The organism is Geodermatophilus sp. SYSU D00814 (genome assembly GCF_054050055.1).
In genome coordinates this window covers 1-19,373 of sequence record NZ_JBJGYP010000050.1, presented here as the reverse complement: position 1 = coordinate 19,373, position 19,373 = coordinate 1, and the positions used below count along the sequence as shown (strand labels likewise).

The following is a 19,373-nucleotide window of genomic DNA, read 5'->3' as shown; positions in this document are numbered from 1 at the left end:
CCCCCCCCCCCCCCCCCCCCCCCCCCCCCCCCCCCCCCCCCCCCCCCCCCCCCCCCCCCCCCCCCCCCCCCCCGGCCGGCGCCCCCCCCCCCCCCCCCCCCCGCCGCGATCAGGTCACCTGATCATCGGGCGGGCCGGCGGGCGAGTCACCGGCGAGTCGCGACCACCGCCCACAGCGGGTCGCCGTCGCCGCCGGGCGGGGTGCGCAGCGACACCTGCGGCTCGGTGAAGCACCCCGCGCGCCGGACCAGCTCGGCCACCAGCGCGCCGTGCTGCTCGTCGGAGGTCAGCAGCCAGCCGCGCACCGCCTTGGTGGGGAAGCAGCGGTTGGAGAAGGTGACCGCCAGCGGCCCGCCCGGGCGCAGCACCCGGCCCACCTCGGCGAGCACCTCGACCGGCCGGGTCAGGTAGTCGATCGACACGCAGCAGACGGCGGCGTCGACGTCGGCGTCGGGCAGCGGCAGCCGCGGGTCGGCGTTGAGGTCGTGCACGACCCGCTCGGTGGCCTCCTGGTTCGCGGCCAGCTCGGCGGCGTTCATGCCGAGCACGACCAGCTCGGCCGGGGGCGTGCGGAAGTGCGACACCCACGAGGACATGAGGTCGAGCACCCGTACCGGCGCCGGCGCCGACCCGTCGATGCCCAGCTCGGCGTACAGCCCCCCGACGGCGGCGATCGCGGCGTCGTCGATGTGCGTCACCAGCCGCGGCGGACCGTAGAACTCCGCGTCGGGCCGCTCGTCGGCGCGGGCGAAGAAGCCCGGCGGGAAGCCCGCGTAGGGGCCCGGGTGGGGGTCGGTCACGGGACCAGGGTCATCGACTCGACGGTGACTGGCACGGTCGGGGCGCCGCCGCCGGGGGAGGGGTCCAGCGAGCCGTCGTTGCCGTGGGCGGCGACCACGTCGAGCACGGCCAGCCCGGCGTCGTCGATGGTGCCGACGACGGTGTAGTCCGGCGGCAGCCGGCTGTCGCCCCACACGAGGAAGAACTGGCTGCCGTCGAGCCCCTGCCCGCTGTTGGCCATCGCCACCGTGCCGCGCGGGTAGGTCTCGTCGCCGTCGACGTCGGTGGCGAACGCGTAGGTGGGTCCGCCCGCACCGGTGCCGGTGGGGTCGCCGCACTGCAGCACCTTGAGGCTCGCGCTGTCGACCTCGCGGTGGCAGGCGGAGCCGTCGAAGAAGCCCAGCCCGGCCAGGTGCACCAGGCTCGCCGCCGCGCACGGGGCACCGGCCCGGTCGAGGGTGAGGACCAGCCCGCCCAGCGACGTCGTCATCTGCAGCTGCGCGGTGCCCTCGGCCGGCACCTCGGGAGCGGGCGGGTCGACGTCGACGGCGTAGGGGTTGCCCGACCGCGCCGCGACCCACTCGCAGGTCGCCGTCGTCCCGGCCGGGCCGGACCCGCCCCCGCCGCCGGCCGTCCCGCCGGCCGGCGCCGCCGAGCCCGCCACCGTGCCCGAGCAGGCGGTCAGCGCGGCGAGCCCGGCCAGGGCGCCGGCGAGCACCCCGGCCCGGAGCCGGGGCGCCGGGGTGCTCACGCGGGGACGGTCACGGACTCGATGCGGACCTCCTGGGTCGGCGCACCGTCGCCGGGGCCGTTGCTGCCGTCGTTGCCGTTGGCGGCGATGGTGTCGAGCGTGGCCAGGCCGGCCTCGTCGACGGTGCCCAGGACGGTGTAGCTCGGCGGGAGCTGGCTGTCGCCGTAGACCAGGAAGAACTGGCTGCCGTCGAAGCCCTGCCCGCTGTTGGCCATCGCCACCGTGCCGCGCGGGTAGGTCTCGTCGCCGGTCACCTGCGTCGGGAACTGGTAGGCCGGGCCGCCGCGGCCGGTGCCGCTGGGGTCGCCGCACTGCAGCACCTTCAGGCCCTCGGAGTCGGTCTCGCGGTGGCAGACCGTGCCGTCGAAGAAGCCCTGCCGCGCCAGGTAGACCATGCTGGCCACGCCGCACGGGGCGTTGGCGTTGTCGAGGGTCAGCCCGATCGCCCCGGAGTTGGTGGTGATCGTCACCGGGGTGGTGCCGGTGGGCACGACCTCGGTGGGCGGGGTCCCGGAGTCCGCGCGCAGGTCGGGGTTGCTCGCCGTGTCGGCGGGGGTCCAGTCGCAGGTGCCGTCGCTGCCGTCGACGACGCCCGGCGTGGTCGGGGCCGCGCTGGTGCTGGTCGCCGCCTCCTCGGTGCCCGGGTCCCCGCCGCCGCCGAAGCCGGCGACGAGGGAGACCGCGCCGCCCACCAGGACGACGGCGAGCACGGTCACCACGACGAGCAGGTTGCGGCGGCGCTTGCGGGCCAGCTCGGCGCGGCGCTCGAGCTGCCGCTGCAGGCGGCGCTGCGCGGCAACCCGCCGCTGCTTGTTGGTCGGCACGGGTCGGACACTCCTCGGACGGACGGCTGCTGCGCGGGGCCCGGTCGCGGCTCCCGGCCGCGCCGCCGGTGCCCCCGCTGGTCGATCCGCGAGTGTAGGTGGCCTCCCTGGGGACGCCGGTCCGCCGGACCGGGAGGGCGCGCCGCCGCACCCGCGTAACCTGCACGGGTGCTCATCCGCTCGTTCCCGGCCGGCGCCTTCGGCACCAACTGCTACGCCGTCGCCCCGGGGCCGCGCGCGGAGTGCGTCGTGGTCGACCCCGGCATGGACGCCGTCGAGCCGCTCGCCCGGATGCTGGCCGACGACGGCCTCAAGCCCGTCGCGGTGGTGCTCACCCACGGCCACCTCGACCACACCTTCTCCGTGCTGCCGGTGTGCGACGGCTACGACATCCCGGCCTACCTGCACCCCGAGGACTCCGGGATGCTCGCCGACCCCGCCCGCTGGCACGGCCCCGCGCTGGCGCCCCTGCTCACCGGCCTGCGGCTGCCCGACCCCTCCGAGGTCCGCCCACTCGACGACGGCGCCGTGCTGTCCCTGGCCGGCGTCGACCTGACCGTCCGGCACGCGCCCGGCCACACCCGCGGCTCGGTGGTGTTCTCCCTCGACCTCGGGGAGGCCCCCGGCCTGCTCGCCGGCGACGTGCTGTTCGCCGGTTCGGTGGGCCGGGTCGACCTGCCCGGCGGCTCGTGGCCGGACATGCTGCGCTCGCTGCGCGACGTCGTCCTGCCGCTCGACGACGACACCGTGGTGCTGCCCGGCCACGGCCCGGCGACGACGATCGGCCGGGAGCGGGCGACCAACCCCTACCTGGCCGAGGCCGCCGCCGGGGAAGGCGCCGCGCCGAAGGGCCGCGGCCTGTGAGCGGGCTGACCGCGCCGAAGGGCACCTTCGACGTCCTGCCGCCGGACTCCGCGCGCTTCCTCGCCGTCCGCGACACGCTCACCGCGCCGCTGCGCCGGGCCGGGTACGGCTACGTCGAGACGCCGGTGTTCGAGCACACCGAGGTCTTCTCCCGCGGCGTCGGGGAGTCCACCGACGTCGTCACCAAGGAGATGTACACCTTCGACGACCGCGGCGGCCGCTCGCTCACGCTGCGCCCGGAGCTCACCGCGGGGCTGGTGCGGGCCTTCATCGAGCACCGGCTGCACACCGGGCCGCTGCCGGTGAAGCTGTGGACGGTCGGCTCGGCGTTCCGCTACGAGCGCCCGCAGGCCGGCCGCTACCGGCACTTCACCCAGGTCGACATGGAGGCGCTCGGCGTCGACGACCCCGCGCTCGACGCCGAGGTCGTGGCGCTGGGCGTGCAGGGCTTCCGCGACCTGGGGCTGACCGACTTCGAGCTGCTGCTCACCTCGCTCGGCGACGCGACCGACCGCCCGCCCTACCGGGAGAAGCTGGTCGAGTACCTCGAGAAGCTCGACCTCGACGAGGAGACCCGCCGCCGGGCGGAGATCAACCCGCTGCGGGTGCTCGACGACAAGCGGCCGGAGGTGCAGGCCCAGCTCGAGGACGCCCCGCTGATGGTCGACCACCTGTCGGACGCCACCCGGGCGCACTACGACGCCGTCCGCCAGCACCTCACCGACCTCGGCGTGGCCTGGACCGAGGCGCCCCGGCTGGTGCGCGGCCTGGACTACTACACGAAGACGACCTTCGAGTTCGTGCACCGCGGGCTGGGCGCGCAGTCGGCGATCGGCGGCGGTGGGCGCTACGACGGGCTGTCGGCGGCGCTGGGCGGGCCCGACGTGAGCGGCATCGGCTACGCCGTCGGCGTCGACCGCACCCTGCTGGCCGTGCAGGCCGAGGGCCTCGACGTCGCCGCGGCGCCCGGCGTGCGGGCCTTCGTCGTCCCGCTGGGCGCCGAGGCCAAGCGGCTGGCGGTGCGGCTGGTCGGGCAGCTGCGGCAGGCCGGGGTACCGGCCGACACCGTCTACGGCGACCGCGGGCTCAAGGGCGCGATGCGCGCCGCCGAGCGCTCGGGTGCCTCGCACGCGGTCGTCGTCGGGGAGCGGGACCTGGCCGACGGCGTCGGCCAGCTGAAGGACCTGCGCACGGGGGAACAGCGCGCCGTCCCCGTGGGTGACCTGTTCGAGGCGCTGCGGACGGCGGTGAGCGCGTGATGGAGACCCGACCCCTCGGACGGACCGGCGCGGAGGTCTCCGTCGTCGGCCTGGGCACCTGGCAGCTCGGCGGCGACTGGGGCGACGTCGACGAGGACACCGCGGCCGGGGTGCTCGACGCCGCCCTCGACGCCGGCGTGACCCTGCTGGACACCGCCGACGTCTACGGCGACGGCCGGAGCGAGGAGCGCATCCGCAAGGCCCTGGCCGCGCGGTCCGAGCGCCCCTTCGTGGCCACCAAGGCCGGCCGCCGCGCCGACCCCTTCGAGGCGGCGCAGTACACCCCGGAGAACCTGCGGGCCTGGATCGACCGGTCGCGGCGCAACCTCGGCGTCGACACCCTCGACCTGGTGCAGCTGCACTGCCCGCCGACGGCCGTCTACTCCGACCGGCGGGTGTACGACGCGCTCGACTCCCTCGTCGAGGACGGCGCGATCGCGGCCTACGGCGTGTCGGTGGAGACCGTCGCCGAGGGGCTCACCGCGCTCGAGCACCCCGGCGTGCAGAGCATCCAGGTGATCCTCAACGTGTTCCGCCGCAAGCCGCTGGAGGAGCTGCTGCCCGCGGCCGCCGCGGCCGGCGTCGGGATCCTGGCCCGGGTGCCGCTGGCCAGCGGGCTGCTCTCGGGCCGCTTCACCGAGTCGACGACGTTCGGCGCCGACGACCACCGGAACTACAACCGCCACGGCGAGGCCTTCGACGTCGGCGAGACCTTCGCCGGGGTGCCCTACGAGGTCGGCGTCGCCGCGGCCCGCGAGTTCGTCGAGATCGCGGGGGACCGGGCGCCGGCGGCGGTCGCGCTGCGGTGGGTCGTCCAGCAGCCCGGCGTCACGTCGGTCATCCCGGGGGCCAGCCGGGTCGGCCAGGTGCGGTCCAACGTCGACGCCGCCGCCCTCCCGCCGCTGACCGACGCCGAGCTCGCCGACCTCGAGCGGCTCTACGACGAGCGCATCCGGCAGCACGTCCACGACCGCTGGTGAGTTGACCACCCCCCGATCCCTGAGAGGCACTCGAGTGCTCCGCACCCACGACGCCGGCACGCTGCGCGCGTCCGACGCCGGTTCCACCGTCACCCTCGCCGGCTGGGTGGCCCGCCGGCGCGACCACGGCGGCGTCGTCTTCGTCGACCTGCGCGACGCCTCGGGCTACGTCCAGGTCGTCGTCCGCGAGGAGGAGGCGCACGCCCTCCGCAACGAGTTCTGCGTGCTGGTCACCGGCGAGGTGCGGCAGCGGCCGGCCGGCAACGAGAACCCCGAGCTGCCGACGGGCGAGATCGAGGTGGCGGCCGCCGAGCTGCGCGTCCTCTCCCCGGCGGCGCCGCTGCCGTTCCCGATCGAGACCGACCAGGCCGCCTCCGACGACGTCCGCTACAAGTACCGCTACCTCGACCTGCGCCGGCAGGGCCCGGCGCGGATCCTGCGGCTGCGCAGCGAGGTCAACCGGATCGCCCGCGGCGTCATGGCCGAGCACGGCTTCGTCGAGGTCGAGACGCCCGACCTCACCCGCTCCACGCCCGAGGGCGCCCGCGACTTCCTCGTCCCGGTGCGGCTGCAGCCGGGCAAGTGGTACGCCCTGCCGCAGTCGCCGCAGCTGTTCAAGCAGCTGCTGATGATCGGCGGGCTCGAGCGGTACTACCAGATCGCCCGCTGCTTCCGGGACGAGGACTTCCGCGCCGACCGGCAGCCGGAGTTCACCCAGCTCGACCTCGAGATGAGCTTCGTCGAGCGCGACGACGTCCTGGCCGTCGTCGAGTCCGTCGTCGGCGCGCTGTGGCGCGAGCTGGCCGGGTACGAGGTGCCCGCGATCCCGCGGATGACCTACCGCGAGGCCATGGACCGCTTCGGGTCGGACAAGCCCGACCTGCGGTTCGGCATCGAGCTCACCGAGCTGACGGAGTTCTTCGCCGACACCCCGTTCCGGGTGTTCCAGGCGCCCTACGTCGGTGCGGTGGTCATGCCCGGCGGCGGCTCGCAGCCCCGCCGCGCCTTCGACGCCTGGCAGGACTGGGCGCGCTCCCGCGGCTACCGCGGCCTGGCCTACGTGACCGTCGCCGAGGACGGCACCCTCGGCGGGCCGGTCGCCAAGAACATCTCCGACGGCGAGCGCGAGGGGCTCGTGGCCGCCGTGGGCGCGAGCCCCGGGGACTGCGTGTTCTTCGCCGCCGGGCCGCGCCGGTCCTCGCAGGAGCTGCTCGGCGCGGCGCGCAACGAGATCGCCAAGCGGCTGGAGCTGGTCGAGCCGGGGTCGTGGTCGTTCCTGTTCGTCGTCGACTTCCCGATGTTCGAGCAGACCGAGGACGGCGACTGGACCTTCATGCACCACCCGTTCACCTCGCCCACCCCGGAGTGGCGGGACCGCTTCGCCGAGGACAAGGGCGCGGCCCTCTCCGACGCCTACGACCTCGTGGTCAACGGCAACGAGCTGGCCAGCGGCTCGGTCCGGATCGCCGACCCCGAGCTGCAGGAGCGGGTGTTCGAGACCCTCGGCATGTCCCGCGAGGAGGCCCGGGAGCGGTTCGGGTTCTTCCTGGAGGCCTTCTCCTACGGCCCGCCGCCGCACGCCGGTGCCGCGCTGGGCTGGGACCGGCTCACCGCGCTGCTCGCCGGCGTCGACTCCATCCGCGAGGTCATCGCCTTCCCGAAGACCGGTGCCGGCTTCGACCCGCTGACCGGCGCCCCGACGCCGATCACCGACGCGCAGCGCAAGGAGGCGGGGATCGACGCCGCCGCCGAGGAGCCGGCGCTGCCCGGCCAGCCCGGCGCCCCGGGGCCGAGCGACCCCACCCGCTGAGGTCCCCGGCCGGGCCGGTTCAGCCGGCCCGGTCGGCCACCTCGGGCGGCCAGACGACGGCGAAGCGCTCGAAGACCACCTCCAGGTCGTCGTCCCACTCCCGGCCGAGAGCGGCGAGCGTGCGGGTGAAGTAGCGCAGGTGCCCGGCCAGCCAGTCCTCGCGCGTGCGCTCGCCCTCGCCCTCGTCCCAGGCGAAGGCGTCGTCGACGCTGTCGAGCCGGCCCACGCGCAGCTCGGTCGAGCGCAGCACCGCGCGCGGGCGGCCCTCGCCGTCGCAGGCGATCCAGTGCCCGCCGATGCGGGGGAGCGGCTCGCCCTCGCGGGCGAAGTCCTCGACCAGCCCGGCGGTGGCCCGCTTGGTGCCGGCGAGCACGAGCGCGATGAGCTCGTCGGCCAGCGCCCGGCCGTCGCCGAAGCGCTCGACGGGCGGCTCGTCCTCGGGCGGGCTGCCCGCCGGGCGGGTGGCGGCGTACTCCCGCCACATCGCGGCGGCCTCGTCGCGGCGCAGCGCCCCCGGCGCGTCGTCGGTGGTCATGTGGGCTCCTCCTCGGCTCGGTAGCGTCGCGGGCATGCCGCTGCGTGCCCGCACCCTGCTCGGTCCCGGTCCCTCCAACCCCTACCCGGAGGCGACCGTCGCCCTCGGGCAGCCGCTGCTGGGGCACCTCGACCCGGTGTTCCTCGGCATTCTCGACGAGACCTCCGAGCGGCTGCGCACGGTGTTCGGCACCGCCAACCGGCGCACGCTGCCGCTGTCGGCCACCGGGTCGGCGGGCATGGAGGCGTCGTTCGTCAACACGGTGGGCCCGGGCGACGTCGTCGTCGTGGCGGTCAACGGCCTGTTCGGCCAGCGGATGGTCGACGTCGCCTCGCGCTGCGGCGCCGAGGTGGTGCCGGTCGAGCACGAGTGGGGACAGCCGGTCGACGCCGAGCGGGTGCTCGCCGCGCACCCCGCCCCGAAGCTGATCGCCGCGGTGCACGCCGAGACCTCGACCGGCGTGCGCTCGGACCTGGAGCCGCTGGCCGCCGGCAAGGGCGACGCGCTGCTGCTGGCCGACTGCGTCACCTCCCTCGGCGGCATCCCGGTGCGGCTGGACGAGTGGGGCGTGGACCTGGCCTACTCCGGTACGCAGAAGTGCCTGGGCGTCGCCCCGGGCCTCGCGCCGTTCACCATCTCCGACCGGGCGTGGGAGCGGCGGATCGAGAAGCCGCAGAGCTGGTACCTCGACCTCGGCATGCTCGGCGGCTACGCCGGTGAGGCCGCGGGCTCCGGTGGCCGCACCTACCACCACACCGCGCCCACCGGGATGGTGGTCTCGCTGCACGCCGGGCTCGGCCGCGTCCTCGACGAGGGACTCGAGGCGGTGCACGCGCGGCACGCCGAGGCCGGGCGGCTGCTGCACGAGGGCCTGCAGGAGATGGGCCTGGAGCTGTTCGCCGCCGAGGGGCACCGGCTGCCGGAGCTGACCACCGTGCGGGTGCCCGACGGCGTCGACGCGGCGGCGGTGCGCAAGGAGCTGCTGGAGCGCTACGACCTGGAGATCGGCGGCGGGGTCGGCGCCTACGCGGCCACGGTCTGGCGGATCGGGCTCATGGGGCCCAACGCCGCCCCCGACCGGGTCACGCTGGTGCTGGCGGCGCTGGGCGAGGTGCTGGGCCGCTGAGTCGCCGGGCCGAGTGCGCAGTCGCGGTCGCCGTCGCCGGCGCGTCCGCGCGTGTCGTCGACCATGACTGCGCACTCGGCCGGCGGTCACCACCGGGCGCCCCGGCTCCGCAGGGCTCCGGCCACCCGCGACAGCACCCGGTCCTGGCGGCCGAGGTCGTCCTCGCCGAAGCGCAGGACCAGCCAGCCGAGCGCGGCCACGAGGGAGTACCGGTCGAGGTCCCGCAGGAACTGGCGGCGCTCAGCGTGGTGGCGTCCCTCGTACTCCAGCGCGATCCGCCACTCCCCGTACCCGAGGTCGGCGTGGGCCACGGTGCGTCCCCGGTGGTCGAGGACGGGGAGCTGCGGCACGGGCGCGGGCAGCTCGCCGGCGACGATCCAGTAGCGGATCAGGCTCTCCGGCCGGGAGGCGGCCAGCGGCGTCAGCAGGGGAGCGCACTCCCGGGCCCGGACCACCCCACGGACGCCGTCGGCCCGGGCCAGCCGCTCGGCGAGCGTCACGGCGTCGAGGTGCCCCGCCCGGTACAGGGCGTCCCCGACGGCGACCAGCTCCGGGGCGGGGAGCCGGGCGGCCAGGTCCAGCCAGGTCTGCGGGCCGCTGGTGACCGGGAGCCCCGCGGCCCTGACCTCGTCCCGGGCGGTCAGGTCGCGCACGTGGACGCGGACGCGCTGCCGGCGGGCCCGGTACACGCCCGGCGGCACCGCGAACTCCAGCGGCCACGACGCCCGCAGCGGTGCCCCGAGCAGGACGGCCGCGGTGCGGTGGGAGGCGAGCGTGCCCTCGGGGAGGACGGCAAGCGCGGCACGGGTGGCGCTCGCCGTCGTCAGCGCGACCGACCGCGAGACGTAGGCGCCGCGGGTGACCCGGACGCCGTCGCTCGCGCGCTCCGCGCGGGTCAGCTCGGCCAGGTCGGCCGCCGCGGCGGTGTACACGGGTGGGAGCAGGTGCCGGGTCACGCGCCGACGCTCGCCTCGCCGGCGTCCGCCGGGTAGGGGCGGCGGGCACCGGTGGACGGGCGCCGCGCCTGTGGATCCCGGCGAGTGTGCAGTCGCAGTCGCGCGTATCGGCGCGTCCGCGCGTGTCGTCGACCGCAGGTGCGCACTCGGCCCGGACACGACGACGGCGGGGCCCGGTCCGGGCGGACCGGGCCCCGCCGCCGATCGGGTCAGGAGTCGATGTTGGCCATGACGTGCTTGACGCGGGTGTAGTCCTCCAGGCCGTAGAGCGAGAGGTCCTTGCCGTACCCGGAGTGCTTGAACCCGCCGTGCGGCATCTCGGCGACCAGCGGGATGTGGGTGTTGATCCACACGCAGCCGAAGTCCAGCCGCTTGCTCATCCGCATCGCGCGGCCGAAGTCCTTCGTCCACACGCTGGAGGCCAGGCCGAGCTCCACGCCGTTGGCCCAGCGCACCGCCTCGTCCTCGTCGCTGAACCGCTGCACGGTGATCACCGGGCCGAAGACCTCGCGCTGCACCATCTCGTCGTCCTGCCGCAGGCCGGCCACGACCGTGGGCTCGACGAAGAAGCCGCGGTCGCCCTGCCGGTGCCCGCCGGCGGTGATCTGGGCGTGGTCGGGCGCGCGGTCGAGGAAGCCGGTGACGTGCGCCAGCTGGTTGGCGTTGTTCACCGGCGGCACGAGGGCGTCCTCGTCGTCGGCGCCCTTGGCGTAGGTGGTGGCGGTGGTGCGGGCCTGCTCGGTCAGCGCCGCGACGAAGTCGTCGTGGATGCCGGGGCCGGCGAGCACGCGGGAGGCGGCGGTGCAGTCCTGCCCGGCGTTGAAGTACCCGGCGACGGCGATCGCCTCGGCCGCCGCCTCGAGGTCGGCGTCGTCGAAGACGACGACCGGCGCCTTGCCGCCCAGCTCGAGGTGCACCCGCTTGACGTCGCGGGCCGCGGCGCCGGCGACCTCCATGCCGGCGCGCACCGACCCGGTGATCGCCACCAGCTGCGGGGTGCGGTGCTCCACCAGCGCCCGGCCGGTGTCGCGGTCGCCGCAGACGACGTTGAGCACGCCCGGCGGCAGGATCTCCGCCGCCAGCTCGGCCAGCCGCAGCGTGGTGACCGGCGTGGTGTCGCTGGGCTTGAGGACGACGGTGTTGCCGGCCGCCAGCGCCGGGGCGATCTTCCAGACCGCCATCATCATCGGGTAGTTCCAGGGCGTCACCTGCCCGACGACGCCGATCGGCTCGCGGCGGACGAAGCTGGTGTGCCCCTTCATGTACTCCGCGGCGGCCTTGCCCTCCAGCGTGCGGGCTGCGCCGGCGAAGAAGCGGATCTGGTCGACCATCGGGGGGATCTCCTCCGAGGCGGTCAGCCCGATCGGCTTGCCGGTGTTGCGGCTCTCCAGCGCCACCAGCTCCTCGGCGTGCTCCTCCACCGCGTCGGCCAGCTTGAGCAGCGCCTGCTGCCGCTCCGACGGGGTGGTGTCGCGCCAGGTCTCGAAGGCGTCGGCGGCCACCCGGTAGGCGCGGTCGACGTCCTCGGCGCCCGACACCGGGGCCGAGGCGAACACCTCGCCGGTCGAGGGGTCGACCAGGTCCATCCGGCGCCCGTCGGCGGTGTCGACGTGCTCCCCGCCGACGACGTTGCGCAGCTCGAGCTTCTCGCTCACTCCAGGTCCCTCTCGTCCGACGTCTGTGCTGATCCGGTCGTCATGGTGCTACCGGACCGCTGATCGGTCCAGTGCCGGGGGTCGATCCCTGCGGATTCCCCATCTCTGCCTCCACCTCGGCGAGCAGCTCGGACCCGGTGACGACCCGGGAGGCGAAGTGCCGGTGCATCCAGGCCAGGTGGTCGTGGCGGCTGCGCATGATCCGCAGCGTGTCCCAGTTGGGGAACACCTGCTGCAGCACGTGCTCCTGCATCAGCCGCGGGTCGACCTCGTAGACGTGCTCGAAGGTCGTCTGCGCCACCTCGCTGGCGCGCACCGGCGCCGGCGGGGTGTGCTGCTCGGCGAAGCGGTAGGGCGCGGCCGCGCCCGGGCCGGCGGGCTGCTCATCGGTTCTCATCGGTGGTGTCCCTCCCGTACGCCCGGTCGAGCAGGTACTTGCCCGGGTTCATGACGTTGTTGGGGTCCAGCGCCCGCTTGACCTCGAGCATCACGTCGAACCCGCGGCCGAGCTCCTCGGGCAGCAGGTCGACCTCGCCCTCCCGGCAGGAGCCGTGGCAGGCGCTCATCGACCCGCCGTGCGCGATCGCGACCGCGGCGATGTCGCGCTTGGCCTGCACCCACGCCGCCCAGGCGGCGTCGTCGAGGCGCTGCTCCCAGATGCCGACGTCGATCTCGGTGAGGTAGTCGACCCCGGTGGCGCCGGAGGTGTAGGCGAACATGCCCCAGTCGTCGAAGACGTCGGTCTTCCGCCGCAGGTCGGCCATGATCTCGTGCCAGGCCCGGCTCACCGCGGGGACGGCGGAGAAGTTCACCGCGGCGTCCTCGCAGTGCCACGACATCGGGATGACCTGGCCGTCCTTGGTGCGGCCGTGCAGGGGGGTGGCGTACCGGTCGTGGCGGGCGGCCCAGTCGCCTTCGGAGATCTCGTCGCCGAGGTAGCGGGCGCCGTGCTCCTTGGCGATGCGGAACAGCCGCTTGCCGCCGGCGCGCACCTCGTCCTCGTAGCCGTACATGACCGCGCAGACCAGCGCCCGGACGTCGGCCGGCTGGGGGATGTAGGCCTCGTCGTCGCGCCGCAGGTAGGCGACCTTGTGCTCGTCGAAGAGCACCGCGCCGGCGAAGGTGGCCACCCCGGCGCGGGCGAGCGCGCCGGTGCAGGCGTGCGCGGCGTCGTAGTCGTCGAACGCCCAGAACGGCGAGAGCTCGGCCTCGGGCTTGGGGAAGAGCTTGAGCGTCGCCTTCGTGGCGATGCCGAGGGTGCCCTGGTGGCCCATGAACAGGTGCTTGAGCTGGTAGCCGCTGGAGCTCTTGCTGATCTTGCGGCCGATGCCGTCGCCGACGTGCAGCACCTCGCCGGTGGGCAGCACGTGGTCGAAGCTGAGCACCAGGTCGCGGGTGTGGCCGTAGCGGGAGCCGATCAGCGACCAGCCGCTGGTGCCGATCCGGCCGCCGACCAGCGAGCACGGGTAGGACGCCGGGTCGTCGGGGTAGAACAGCCCGTGCCGGGCCAGCCGCTCGTTGAGCTTGAGCATGTTGATGCCGGTGCCGACGGTGACGGTCCGGTTGACCAGGTCCAGCTCGTGGACCTGGTTCATCTTCTTGACGTCGACGACGATGCCGCGCCGGTGCGGGACCGCGCCGTCGGTCAGCCCGGTGCCGCCGTCGCGGGGGACGACGGGGATCTTGAGCTCGTTGGCGATCCGCACCACCGCGGCGACCTGCTCGGTGGAGGTGGGCATGACCACGACGTCGGGGACCCGCTCGGACCAGCGGTGCACCGGGAACGGTGCCGGCACCCGGGCGCGGTTCCAGCGGTCGGTCTTGGCCAGCAGGACCTGGTCGTCGGCCAGCACCGGCCGCAGCGCGGCGACGAGCTGGTTGAGCCGGTCGTCGCTCAGCGGCTCGGTGGTGAAGGGGGCCGGTTCGGTGATCGTCATGGTCAGTGCCCCCCGCACCCGCAGCCGCCGACGTTGCCGCACCCGCCGCCCGAGCCGGCGCAGGTGCCCGTGGCCCGCCGGGCCCGCCCGGGGACGCCGGTGCGCTCCTGGGCCAGCCGGCGGTCGCCGACGTCGCCGCGGGAGCCGCCGACGGTGATGCCGAGGGACTGGGCGAACAGCTCGTGCAGGTCGACGACGTCGATGTCCTGCGCGTCCCCGGCCTCCGACAGCGGGCGCTCCGACCACGGGCAGGCGCTGACCAGGGTGTCGACGTCGAGCTCGGCGGCCCGCTCCAGGCGCAGCGCGCTGATCTTCGCGGTGAGCTCGGGCTTCTCGATCGGCAGGCCACCGCCGCCGCCGGAGCAGTAGGACCACTGGGTGACCCGGTCGACGTCCTCGAACCGCAGCCCCGGGATGGCGCGCAGCAGCTCGCGCGGCTCCGCCCAGATGCCCTTGCGCTTGTTGAGCCGGCACGGGTCGTGGTAGGTGATCGCCCGGTCCACCGGCACCGACGGCGTCAGCCGGCCCTCGCGCAGCAGCTGGGCGAACACCTCGATCACCAGCACGACCTCGATGTCGAACTCCTCGCCGAAGTAGCGCGGGTAGTCCTCGGTGAAGCTGATGTAGTCGTGCGGGTCGAGCACCAGCAGCCGCTTGGTGCCGGTGGCCCGCCAGTTGTCCAGGTTGTGCCGGGCGAAGCGCTTGGCCTGCTCGGCGTAGCCCATCTCCGCGGCCGGGCCGCCGCAGCACCACTGCTCGCCCATGAGGCCGAACTCGTAGCCGGCCAGCTGCAGCACCTGCGCCACCGCGCGGGGCACCGAGGTCCGGTAGAAGGCGGCCTCGCAGTCGACGAACAGGACCGTCTCGCCGCCGATGGGGATGTCGAGGCCCTCGGCCCAGTCGCGCACCCGCTCCTGGCTGACCGGGGTCTCGCCGAGCACCGGCTCGTGGGTGCGCAGGTCGGTGCGCTCGTTCCAGATCTGCCAGCTCGGCTGGTGCACGCCGCTCTCGACGGCCAGCGAGCGCACCGCCTTGACGACGTCGACGGTGCGGGTGCGGAAGCGGTAGAAGTCGCCGGTGAACAGCGTGTTGGGGCACCGCAGCTCGCACGCGCCGCACTGGGTGCAGTTGACGTAGTCGGCGGCGACGTCCTCGATGTCGAGCTCGCCGCGCTCCATGGCGACGACGTTGGCGTGGAACGCGGTGGGGGTCCAGGACTCGTTGCGCTCGACCTGGGTGACCGGGCAGACCTCGCGGCAGAACTTGTGGCCGGAGGAGTAGCAGTTGTACGAGGCGTTGCGCCACTGCTCGACGAAGGCCGCCGTCCTCGGGTCCTGGCGCGGCGGGGGGACCGGCCCGGCCAGCGTCTCGGGGTAGTCCGCCAGCTCCGGCGGGTTGGACGGGGCGCCCGGGGTGAACGGCTCGGAGAGGGCGTCGACACGGGGGCTCGTCCCCGTCGCCCGGTCGGGCTCGACCTGTGTCACTGCGTGCTCCTCGTCACAGGGTGGCTGGGGTGTGCGCCACGCTAGCCACCAAAACCTATGGATTCAACGGTTAAGACCGCAGATCCCCGGTGTCACACTGGGGCGACCACCTGTGACAGGAGGCGAGCGTGCAACTGCTCAGCGGGGACGCCCGTCGCGCGGTCTTCGCCCCCCTCGACGACGGTGCCCTGCGCAGCGAGGCGGTCGTGCGCCGGGTGGGCAGCGCCATCGCCCTGGGTCTGCTCGGCGACGGCGAGCAGCTCCCGGCCGAGACCGAGCTGGCCACCATGCTCAACGTCTCGACGATGACGCTGCGCGAGGCGCTGGCCGAGCTGCGCGGGCTCGGGCTGGTCGCCACCCGCCGCGGCCGCGGCGGCGGCAGCTTCGTGCAGGCCCGCGACGACGTCCTCGGCGAGCTCGCCGACGCCCGGCTGGCCGAGCTGGCCACCACGGACCTGCGCGAGCTCGGCGACGCGCACGGCGCGGTGGCCTCGGCCGCGGCCCGGCTCGCCGCGACCCGGGCGTCCCGGGTCGAGATCGCCCGGCTGCGCGACATCGTCGACCGGTTGGCGCGGGCCGACACGGTGACCGGGCAGCGCCGGGCCGAGGGCCGCTACTACGTCGAGCTGGCCGCCTGCGCCCAGTCGGTGCGCCTGACCATGCAGGAGATGGACCTGCACCTGGAGCTCGGGCAGCTGCCCTGGCCGCCGGCCCACGCGCCCGCGCTGCTCGACCGCATCGTCGCCGGCCACCGCGCGGTGCTCGACGCGATCGAGGCCCGCGACCCGGCCACGGCGCGCACGCTCACCGAGGAGCACGTGGAGGCCCGCACGCGGTGGTCGATCGAGCTGCGGCTGCGCGGGGGCGAGGGGGCCGCCGACCGCCGGGAGGTCTCGTGAGCGACGGCCGCCGGGCCGTGCCGGAGACCGTGGCCGGGATCGTCGGCGAGGTCGTCGAGGGGGTCTTCGCCACGGTCGCCGAGGTGCACGCCGCGGCGCTGCGGCCGGCCGCGCGCGAGGGGCTGCGGTCCGGGCGGCCGGTCCTCGACGACGACGTCCGCGAGCTGCTGCACCGGCCCGGCCAGCTCGCCGTCGGGCTCGGGCTGGTCGTCGCGCCGCGCCCCGACCGCGGCCTGCCGCTGCGCCTGGAGTGGTGGCAGCTCGACCCCGACGGCGGCCGGCTGCGCACGCTCGAGCCCGACCTGCGGCCGACCAGCCTCGGCTACTACGACTACACGGCGGCCGAGTGGTTCGACGTCCCCCGCCGGACCGGGCGGCGGCACGTCGTCGGCCCCTACGTCGACGTCCACGGCACCGGGCGGTACCTGCTGACGCTGACCGAGTCGGTCGTCGTCGACGGCGAGTTCGTCGGGGTGGCCGGGGCCGACGTCGCGGTGGGCCGGTTCGAGGCGCACCTGCTGGGCCGGCTCGCCCCGGGGGCGCCGTTCCTGCTCCTCAACGACGAGGACCGCGTCGTCCTGTCCACCTCGCCGCGGTGGCTGGTCGGCGCGCTGGTCCCCCCGGCCGGGATCGCCGCCGGCCCGGCCACCGCCGTCCCCGGCGTCCCGTGGCGGCTCGTGCCGGTCGAGGACCGCAGCCTGCTCACCGCCTGAGCACGAGTCTCCGGAGGGAGGCGGGACGGCTCTTGTCCTGTGACCTCTGGCTCTATAGGTTTCGGCGGTCCCTGTGGCCTGGGGCACACCGGCGCGGCGCCGGCGCGCCCCCCACCCTCGCGAGGAGACCGCCCGGTGACCGCACCAGGAGGACCCGTCGGCCGGACCGACGACGACGCCCAGCTCGCCGCCCTCGGGTACTCCCGGGAGTTCGACCGGAGCATGGGCCTGTGGGCCAACATGGCCCTCGGCTTCACCTACCTGTCGCCGCTGGTCGGCGTGTACTCGCTGTTCGCCTACAGCCTGTCCATCGGGGGGCCGCCGGCGATCTGGTGGATCGTCATCGTCGGGTTCGGCCAGCTGCTGGTCGCGCTGGTCTTCGGCGAGGTCGTCTCGCAGTACCCGCTCGCCGGCGGCATCTACCCGTGGACCCGGCGGCTGTGGAACCGGCGCTACGCCTGGATCGTCTCGTGGGTCTACATCTGGGCGATCATCGTGACCGTCACCGCGGTCGCCGAGTTCGGCGGCGGGTTCGTCGCCGCGCTGCTCGGCGTCGACGCCACCCCCGGCGTCGTCCTCGCCACCGCGGTGGGGCTGCTCGTCCTCGCCTTCTGCGTCAACTACAGCGGCACCCGCACCCTCGCCCGCATCGCCCGCATCGGGCTGGCCGCCGAGCTCGTCGGCGTCGTCGCCCTGGGGCTGTTCCTGCTGCTGTTCCGCCGCGAGCAGCCCTTCGGGATCTTCTTCGACACCCTCGGCGCCGGCGGCGGCGAGGGGTACCTCGGCACCTTCCTCGCCGCGGCGCTGTCCGGGCTGTTCCTCTTCTACGGGTTCGAGGCCTGCGGCGACGTCGCCGAGGAGGTCGCCGACCCGGCCCGCCGGATCCCGCGGGCGATGATCCTGACCATCCTCGTCGGCGGGGTCTCGGGCTTCCTGTCCTACGCCGGCTACGTGCTGGCCGCCCCTGACGCCCAGCTGCAGGCGATCATGGCCGGGGAGGACGTCGACCCGATCCCCACCATCCTGGAGAGCTCGCTGGGGACCGTCGGCTCGAAGGTCTTCCTCGTCGTCACCGTGGTCGCCTTCGTCTCGTGCGTGCTCTCGCTGCAGGCCGCCGGCAGCCGGCTGCTCTACGCCTTCGCCCGCGACCGGATGCTCCCGGCCAGCGGCTGGCTCTCGCACGTCTCCAGCCGGCACTCCGTCCCGACCAACGCGCTGCTGGTCGTCTGCGTCGTCCCGGTGCTCATCTGCCTGTTCGTCTTCTGGCGGCCGGACTCCCTGGCCCGCGTCACCGCGTTCGCCGTCCTCGGCATCTACGTCGCCTTCCAGGCCGTGGTGCTCGCCGCGCTGCGGCAGCGGCTGCGCGGCTGGCGCCCGGCGGGGGTGTGGAACCTCGGCCCGGCCGGGCTGGTGGTCAACGTCCTCGCCCTGGCCTACGGGGTCTTCGCCATCGTCCTGCTGATCAGGCCCGCGCCGGGCACCGAGACCTTCCTCGACCGCTGGATCGTCGCGATCGGCCTGGCGATCGTCGCCGGCACCGGGCTGCTGTACCTGTTCGGCGCCCGGCCGGACCGGCACTCTGCACACGTCCCCGAGGGCGACGCCCGCGAGGTGGCCGCACAGCTCCAGCAGATCCGGCGGGACGCCGGTGTCCCGGTGAGTGAGGAGATCCGATGAAGTTCAGCTACGCGATGCTGCCCGACTACCCGCTCGAGGAGTCGCTGCGGGCGATCGAGCTCGCCGACGAACTCGGCTTCCACGCCGTCTACGCCGCCGACGAGACCTGGCACAAGGACCTGTGGCTGCTGTTCGCGGCCGCGGCCGCGCGGACCTCGCGCGTCCGGATGGGCCCGAGCGTCTCGGCGGTCACCCTGCGCGAGCCGACGCTCATCGCCCAGGCCGCCGCGACGCTCGACGAGCTCACCGGCGGGCGGGCGGAGGTCGTCCTCTCCAGCGGCAACTTCGGCCTGCTCGCGCAGTACAGGACGGACTGGAAGACGACGAAGCCGCTCTCGCGGGTCGTCGAGGGCGTCAAGGTCATGCGCACCTTCCTCGACGACGGCGCCATCACCTTCGACGGCGAGTTCTTCTCCTACGACGGGCTGTTCACCTTCGCCCGCCCGGTGCAGCAGCACCTGCCGGTGAAGATGGGCGCGATGCGCGGGCCCAAGTCGTTCCAGGCCGCCGCCGAGCACTCCGACGGCTGCCACCACGCGCTGAGCTACACCCGCGAGGCCTACGAGTACGCCGCCGAGAACCTGCGCGCCGGCGCCGAGCGGGCGGGCAAGGACTGGACGACGCTGGACTTCGGCGCGTGGGTGGTCGTCTCGGTCGGCCGCGACTCCGCCGCGGCCAAGGACGCCGCCCGCAGCATGGTGGGCATCTACGCCTCCTCGATGCCCACCGAGCAGCTCGAGCGCAACGGCGTGGACCCCGACAGCCTGAAGCCGATCATCGACGCGATCGCCGGCGGGGACCTCGCCAAGGGCATCGAGCTCACCAGCCCGGAGATCGCCGACAAGCTGTCGTTCTCCGGCACGCCCGAGGAGGTCACGGCCAAGATCAAGGAGATCGAGCCGACGGGGGTCAACCACCTCATCGCCGCCATCACCGACGCCTCGCTGGTCAAGGCGTTCACCGGCCGCGAGCTGGCCGGGGTGGCCACCGTCGACGAGCAGCTGCGGCTCATCCACGACGAGGTCATGCCCGCCTTCGCCTGAGCGGCGTGGGGGGGGGGGGCGCGGGGGGGGGGGTGGGCGGGGGGGGGGGCCGCGGGGGGGGGGGGCGGGGGCGGGGGGGG

Annotated in this window: 18 protein-coding genes; 9 read left to right on the top strand and 9 right to left on the bottom strand. The window is 74.7% G+C overall.

Annotated features, from left to right (window positions below):
* Nucleotides 1–146 precede the first annotated feature (146 nt).
* From ACI780_RS23325 to ACI780_RS23315, 3 genes are read right to left on the bottom strand one after another with little or no spacing between them, the layout of a single operon-like run.
* Nucleotides 147–800 carry a class I SAM-dependent methyltransferase gene (locus tag ACI780_RS23325; RefSeq protein ID WP_457005945.1) on the bottom strand — a complete coding sequence of 218 codons (654 nt, stop codon included), beginning with the start codon at nucleotides 798–800 and terminating at the stop codon, nucleotides 147–149.
* Nucleotides 797–1,531, bottom strand: a complete 735-nt coding sequence (locus ACI780_RS23320) for a peptidylprolyl isomerase (protein WP_457005944.1) — start codon at nucleotides 1,529–1,531, stop codon at nucleotides 797–799. The genes ACI780_RS23325 and ACI780_RS23320 overlap by 4 nt, the downstream gene beginning before the upstream one ends.
* Nucleotides 1,528–2,355, bottom strand: a complete 828-nt coding sequence (locus tag ACI780_RS23315) for a peptidylprolyl isomerase (protein WP_457005943.1) — start codon at nucleotides 2,353–2,355, stop codon at nucleotides 1,528–1,530. Before ACI780_RS23315 ends, ACI780_RS23320 begins: the two co-directional genes overlap by 4 nt.
* Before the next feature lie 168 nt (nucleotides 2,356–2,523).
* Between ACI780_RS23315 and ACI780_RS23310 the strand changes: the two genes are divergently transcribed.
* The 4 genes from ACI780_RS23310 to aspS are packed head-to-tail and all read left to right on the top strand — an operon-like array spanning nucleotide 2,524 to nucleotide 7,268.
* Entirely contained in the window at nucleotides 2,524–3,219 is a 696-nt protein-coding gene (locus ACI780_RS23310; RefSeq protein ID WP_456871459.1) for an MBL fold metallo-hydrolase, read from the top strand.
* Nucleotides 3,216–4,478, top strand: a complete 1,263-nt coding sequence (hisS, locus tag ACI780_RS23305; protein WP_457005942.1) for a histidine--tRNA ligase — start codon at nucleotides 3,216–3,218, stop codon at nucleotides 4,476–4,478. Before ACI780_RS23310 ends, hisS begins: the two co-directional genes overlap by 4 nt.
* Nucleotides 4,478–5,458 (top strand): aldo/keto reductase, encoded by a 981-nt coding sequence (locus tag ACI780_RS23300; RefSeq protein ID WP_457005941.1) that lies wholly within the window; start codon nucleotides 4,478–4,480, stop codon nucleotides 5,456–5,458. Before hisS ends, ACI780_RS23300 begins: the two co-directional genes overlap by 1 nt.
* A gap of 34 nt (nucleotides 5,459–5,492) precedes the next feature.
* Complete coding sequence (gene aspS / locus ACI780_RS23295) at nucleotides 5,493–7,268, top strand: aspartate--tRNA ligase (RefSeq protein ID WP_457005940.1); 1,776 nt, start codon at nucleotides 5,493–5,495, stop codon at nucleotides 7,266–7,268.
* A gap of 19 nt (nucleotides 7,269–7,287) precedes the next feature.
* Here aspS and ACI780_RS23290 read toward each other — a convergent pair whose 3' ends face one another.
* Nucleotides 7,288–7,803: an ASCH domain-containing protein gene (locus ACI780_RS23290; RefSeq protein WP_456871463.1), complete on the bottom strand. Its 516-nt coding sequence runs from the start codon at nucleotides 7,801–7,803 to the stop codon at nucleotides 7,288–7,290.
* A gap of 34 nt (nucleotides 7,804–7,837) precedes the next feature.
* Here ACI780_RS23290 and ACI780_RS23285 point away from each other — a divergent pair, with 34 nt between their 5' ends.
* The gene (locus tag ACI780_RS23285; protein ID WP_456871464.1) at nucleotides 7,838–8,929 is read left to right on the top strand and encodes a pyridoxal-phosphate-dependent aminotransferase family protein; all 1,092 of its coding nucleotides are present in this window, start codon (nucleotides 7,838–7,840) and stop codon (nucleotides 8,927–8,929) included.
* Between the two features lie 86 nt (nucleotides 8,930–9,015).
* On the opposite strand, the gene ACI780_RS23280 is transcribed toward ACI780_RS23285, so the two are convergent.
* The 5 genes from ACI780_RS23280 to ACI780_RS23260 all read right to left on the bottom strand — a co-directional run bounded on the left by ACI780_RS23280 (nucleotide 9,016) and on the right by ACI780_RS23260 (nucleotide 14,961).
* Entirely contained in the window at nucleotides 9,016–9,885 is an 870-nt protein-coding gene (locus tag ACI780_RS23280; protein ID WP_457005939.1) for a DUF559 domain-containing protein, read from the bottom strand.
* A 209-nt stretch (nucleotides 9,886–10,094) separates the two neighbouring features.
* A complete protein-coding gene (locus ACI780_RS23275; RefSeq protein ID WP_457005938.1) occupies nucleotides 10,095–11,540 on the bottom strand; it encodes a gamma-aminobutyraldehyde dehydrogenase in 1,446 nt (481 codons plus the stop codon).
* Nucleotides 11,541–11,580: 40 nt separating this feature from the next.
* Nucleotides 11,581–11,937, bottom strand: a complete 357-nt coding sequence (locus tag ACI780_RS23270) for a hypothetical protein (protein WP_457005937.1) — start codon at nucleotides 11,935–11,937, stop codon at nucleotides 11,581–11,583.
* The gene (locus tag ACI780_RS23265; RefSeq protein WP_457005936.1) at nucleotides 11,924–13,477 is read right to left on the bottom strand and encodes an FAD-binding oxidoreductase; all 1,554 of its coding nucleotides are present in this window, start codon (nucleotides 13,475–13,477) and stop codon (nucleotides 11,924–11,926) included. The genes ACI780_RS23270 and ACI780_RS23265 overlap by 14 nt, the downstream gene beginning before the upstream one ends.
* Nucleotides 13,478–13,479: 2 nt before the next feature.
* Entirely contained in the window at nucleotides 13,480–14,961 is a 1,482-nt protein-coding gene (locus tag ACI780_RS23260) for a (Fe-S)-binding protein (RefSeq protein ID WP_456871469.1), read from the bottom strand.
* A gap of 128 nt (nucleotides 14,962–15,089) precedes the next feature.
* Between ACI780_RS23260 and ACI780_RS23255 the strand changes: the two genes are divergently transcribed.
* The 4 genes from ACI780_RS23255 to ACI780_RS23240 all read left to right on the top strand — a co-directional run bounded on the left by ACI780_RS23255 (nucleotide 15,090) and on the right by ACI780_RS23240 (nucleotide 19,293).
* Nucleotides 15,090–15,860, top strand: coding sequence for a FadR/GntR family transcriptional regulator (locus tag ACI780_RS23255; RefSeq protein ID WP_457005935.1), 771 nt, complete (start codon nucleotides 15,090–15,092; stop codon nucleotides 15,858–15,860).
* Nucleotides 15,857–16,573, top strand: a complete 717-nt coding sequence (locus ACI780_RS23250; protein ID WP_457005934.1) for a cache domain-containing protein — start codon at nucleotides 15,857–15,859, stop codon at nucleotides 16,571–16,573. The genes ACI780_RS23255 and ACI780_RS23250 overlap by 4 nt, the downstream gene beginning before the upstream one ends.
* A gap of 135 nt (nucleotides 16,574–16,708) precedes the next feature.
* Nucleotides 16,709–18,250 carry an APC family permease gene (locus ACI780_RS23245; protein WP_456871472.1) on the top strand — a complete coding sequence of 514 codons (1,542 nt, stop codon included), beginning with the start codon at nucleotides 16,709–16,711 and terminating at the stop codon, nucleotides 18,248–18,250.
* Entirely contained in the window at nucleotides 18,247–19,293 is a 1,047-nt protein-coding gene (locus ACI780_RS23240) for an LLM class flavin-dependent oxidoreductase (RefSeq protein ID WP_457005933.1), read from the top strand. The genes ACI780_RS23245 and ACI780_RS23240 overlap by 4 nt, the downstream gene beginning before the upstream one ends.
* The last annotated feature ends 80 nt before the right edge of the window (nucleotides 19,294–19,373 follow it).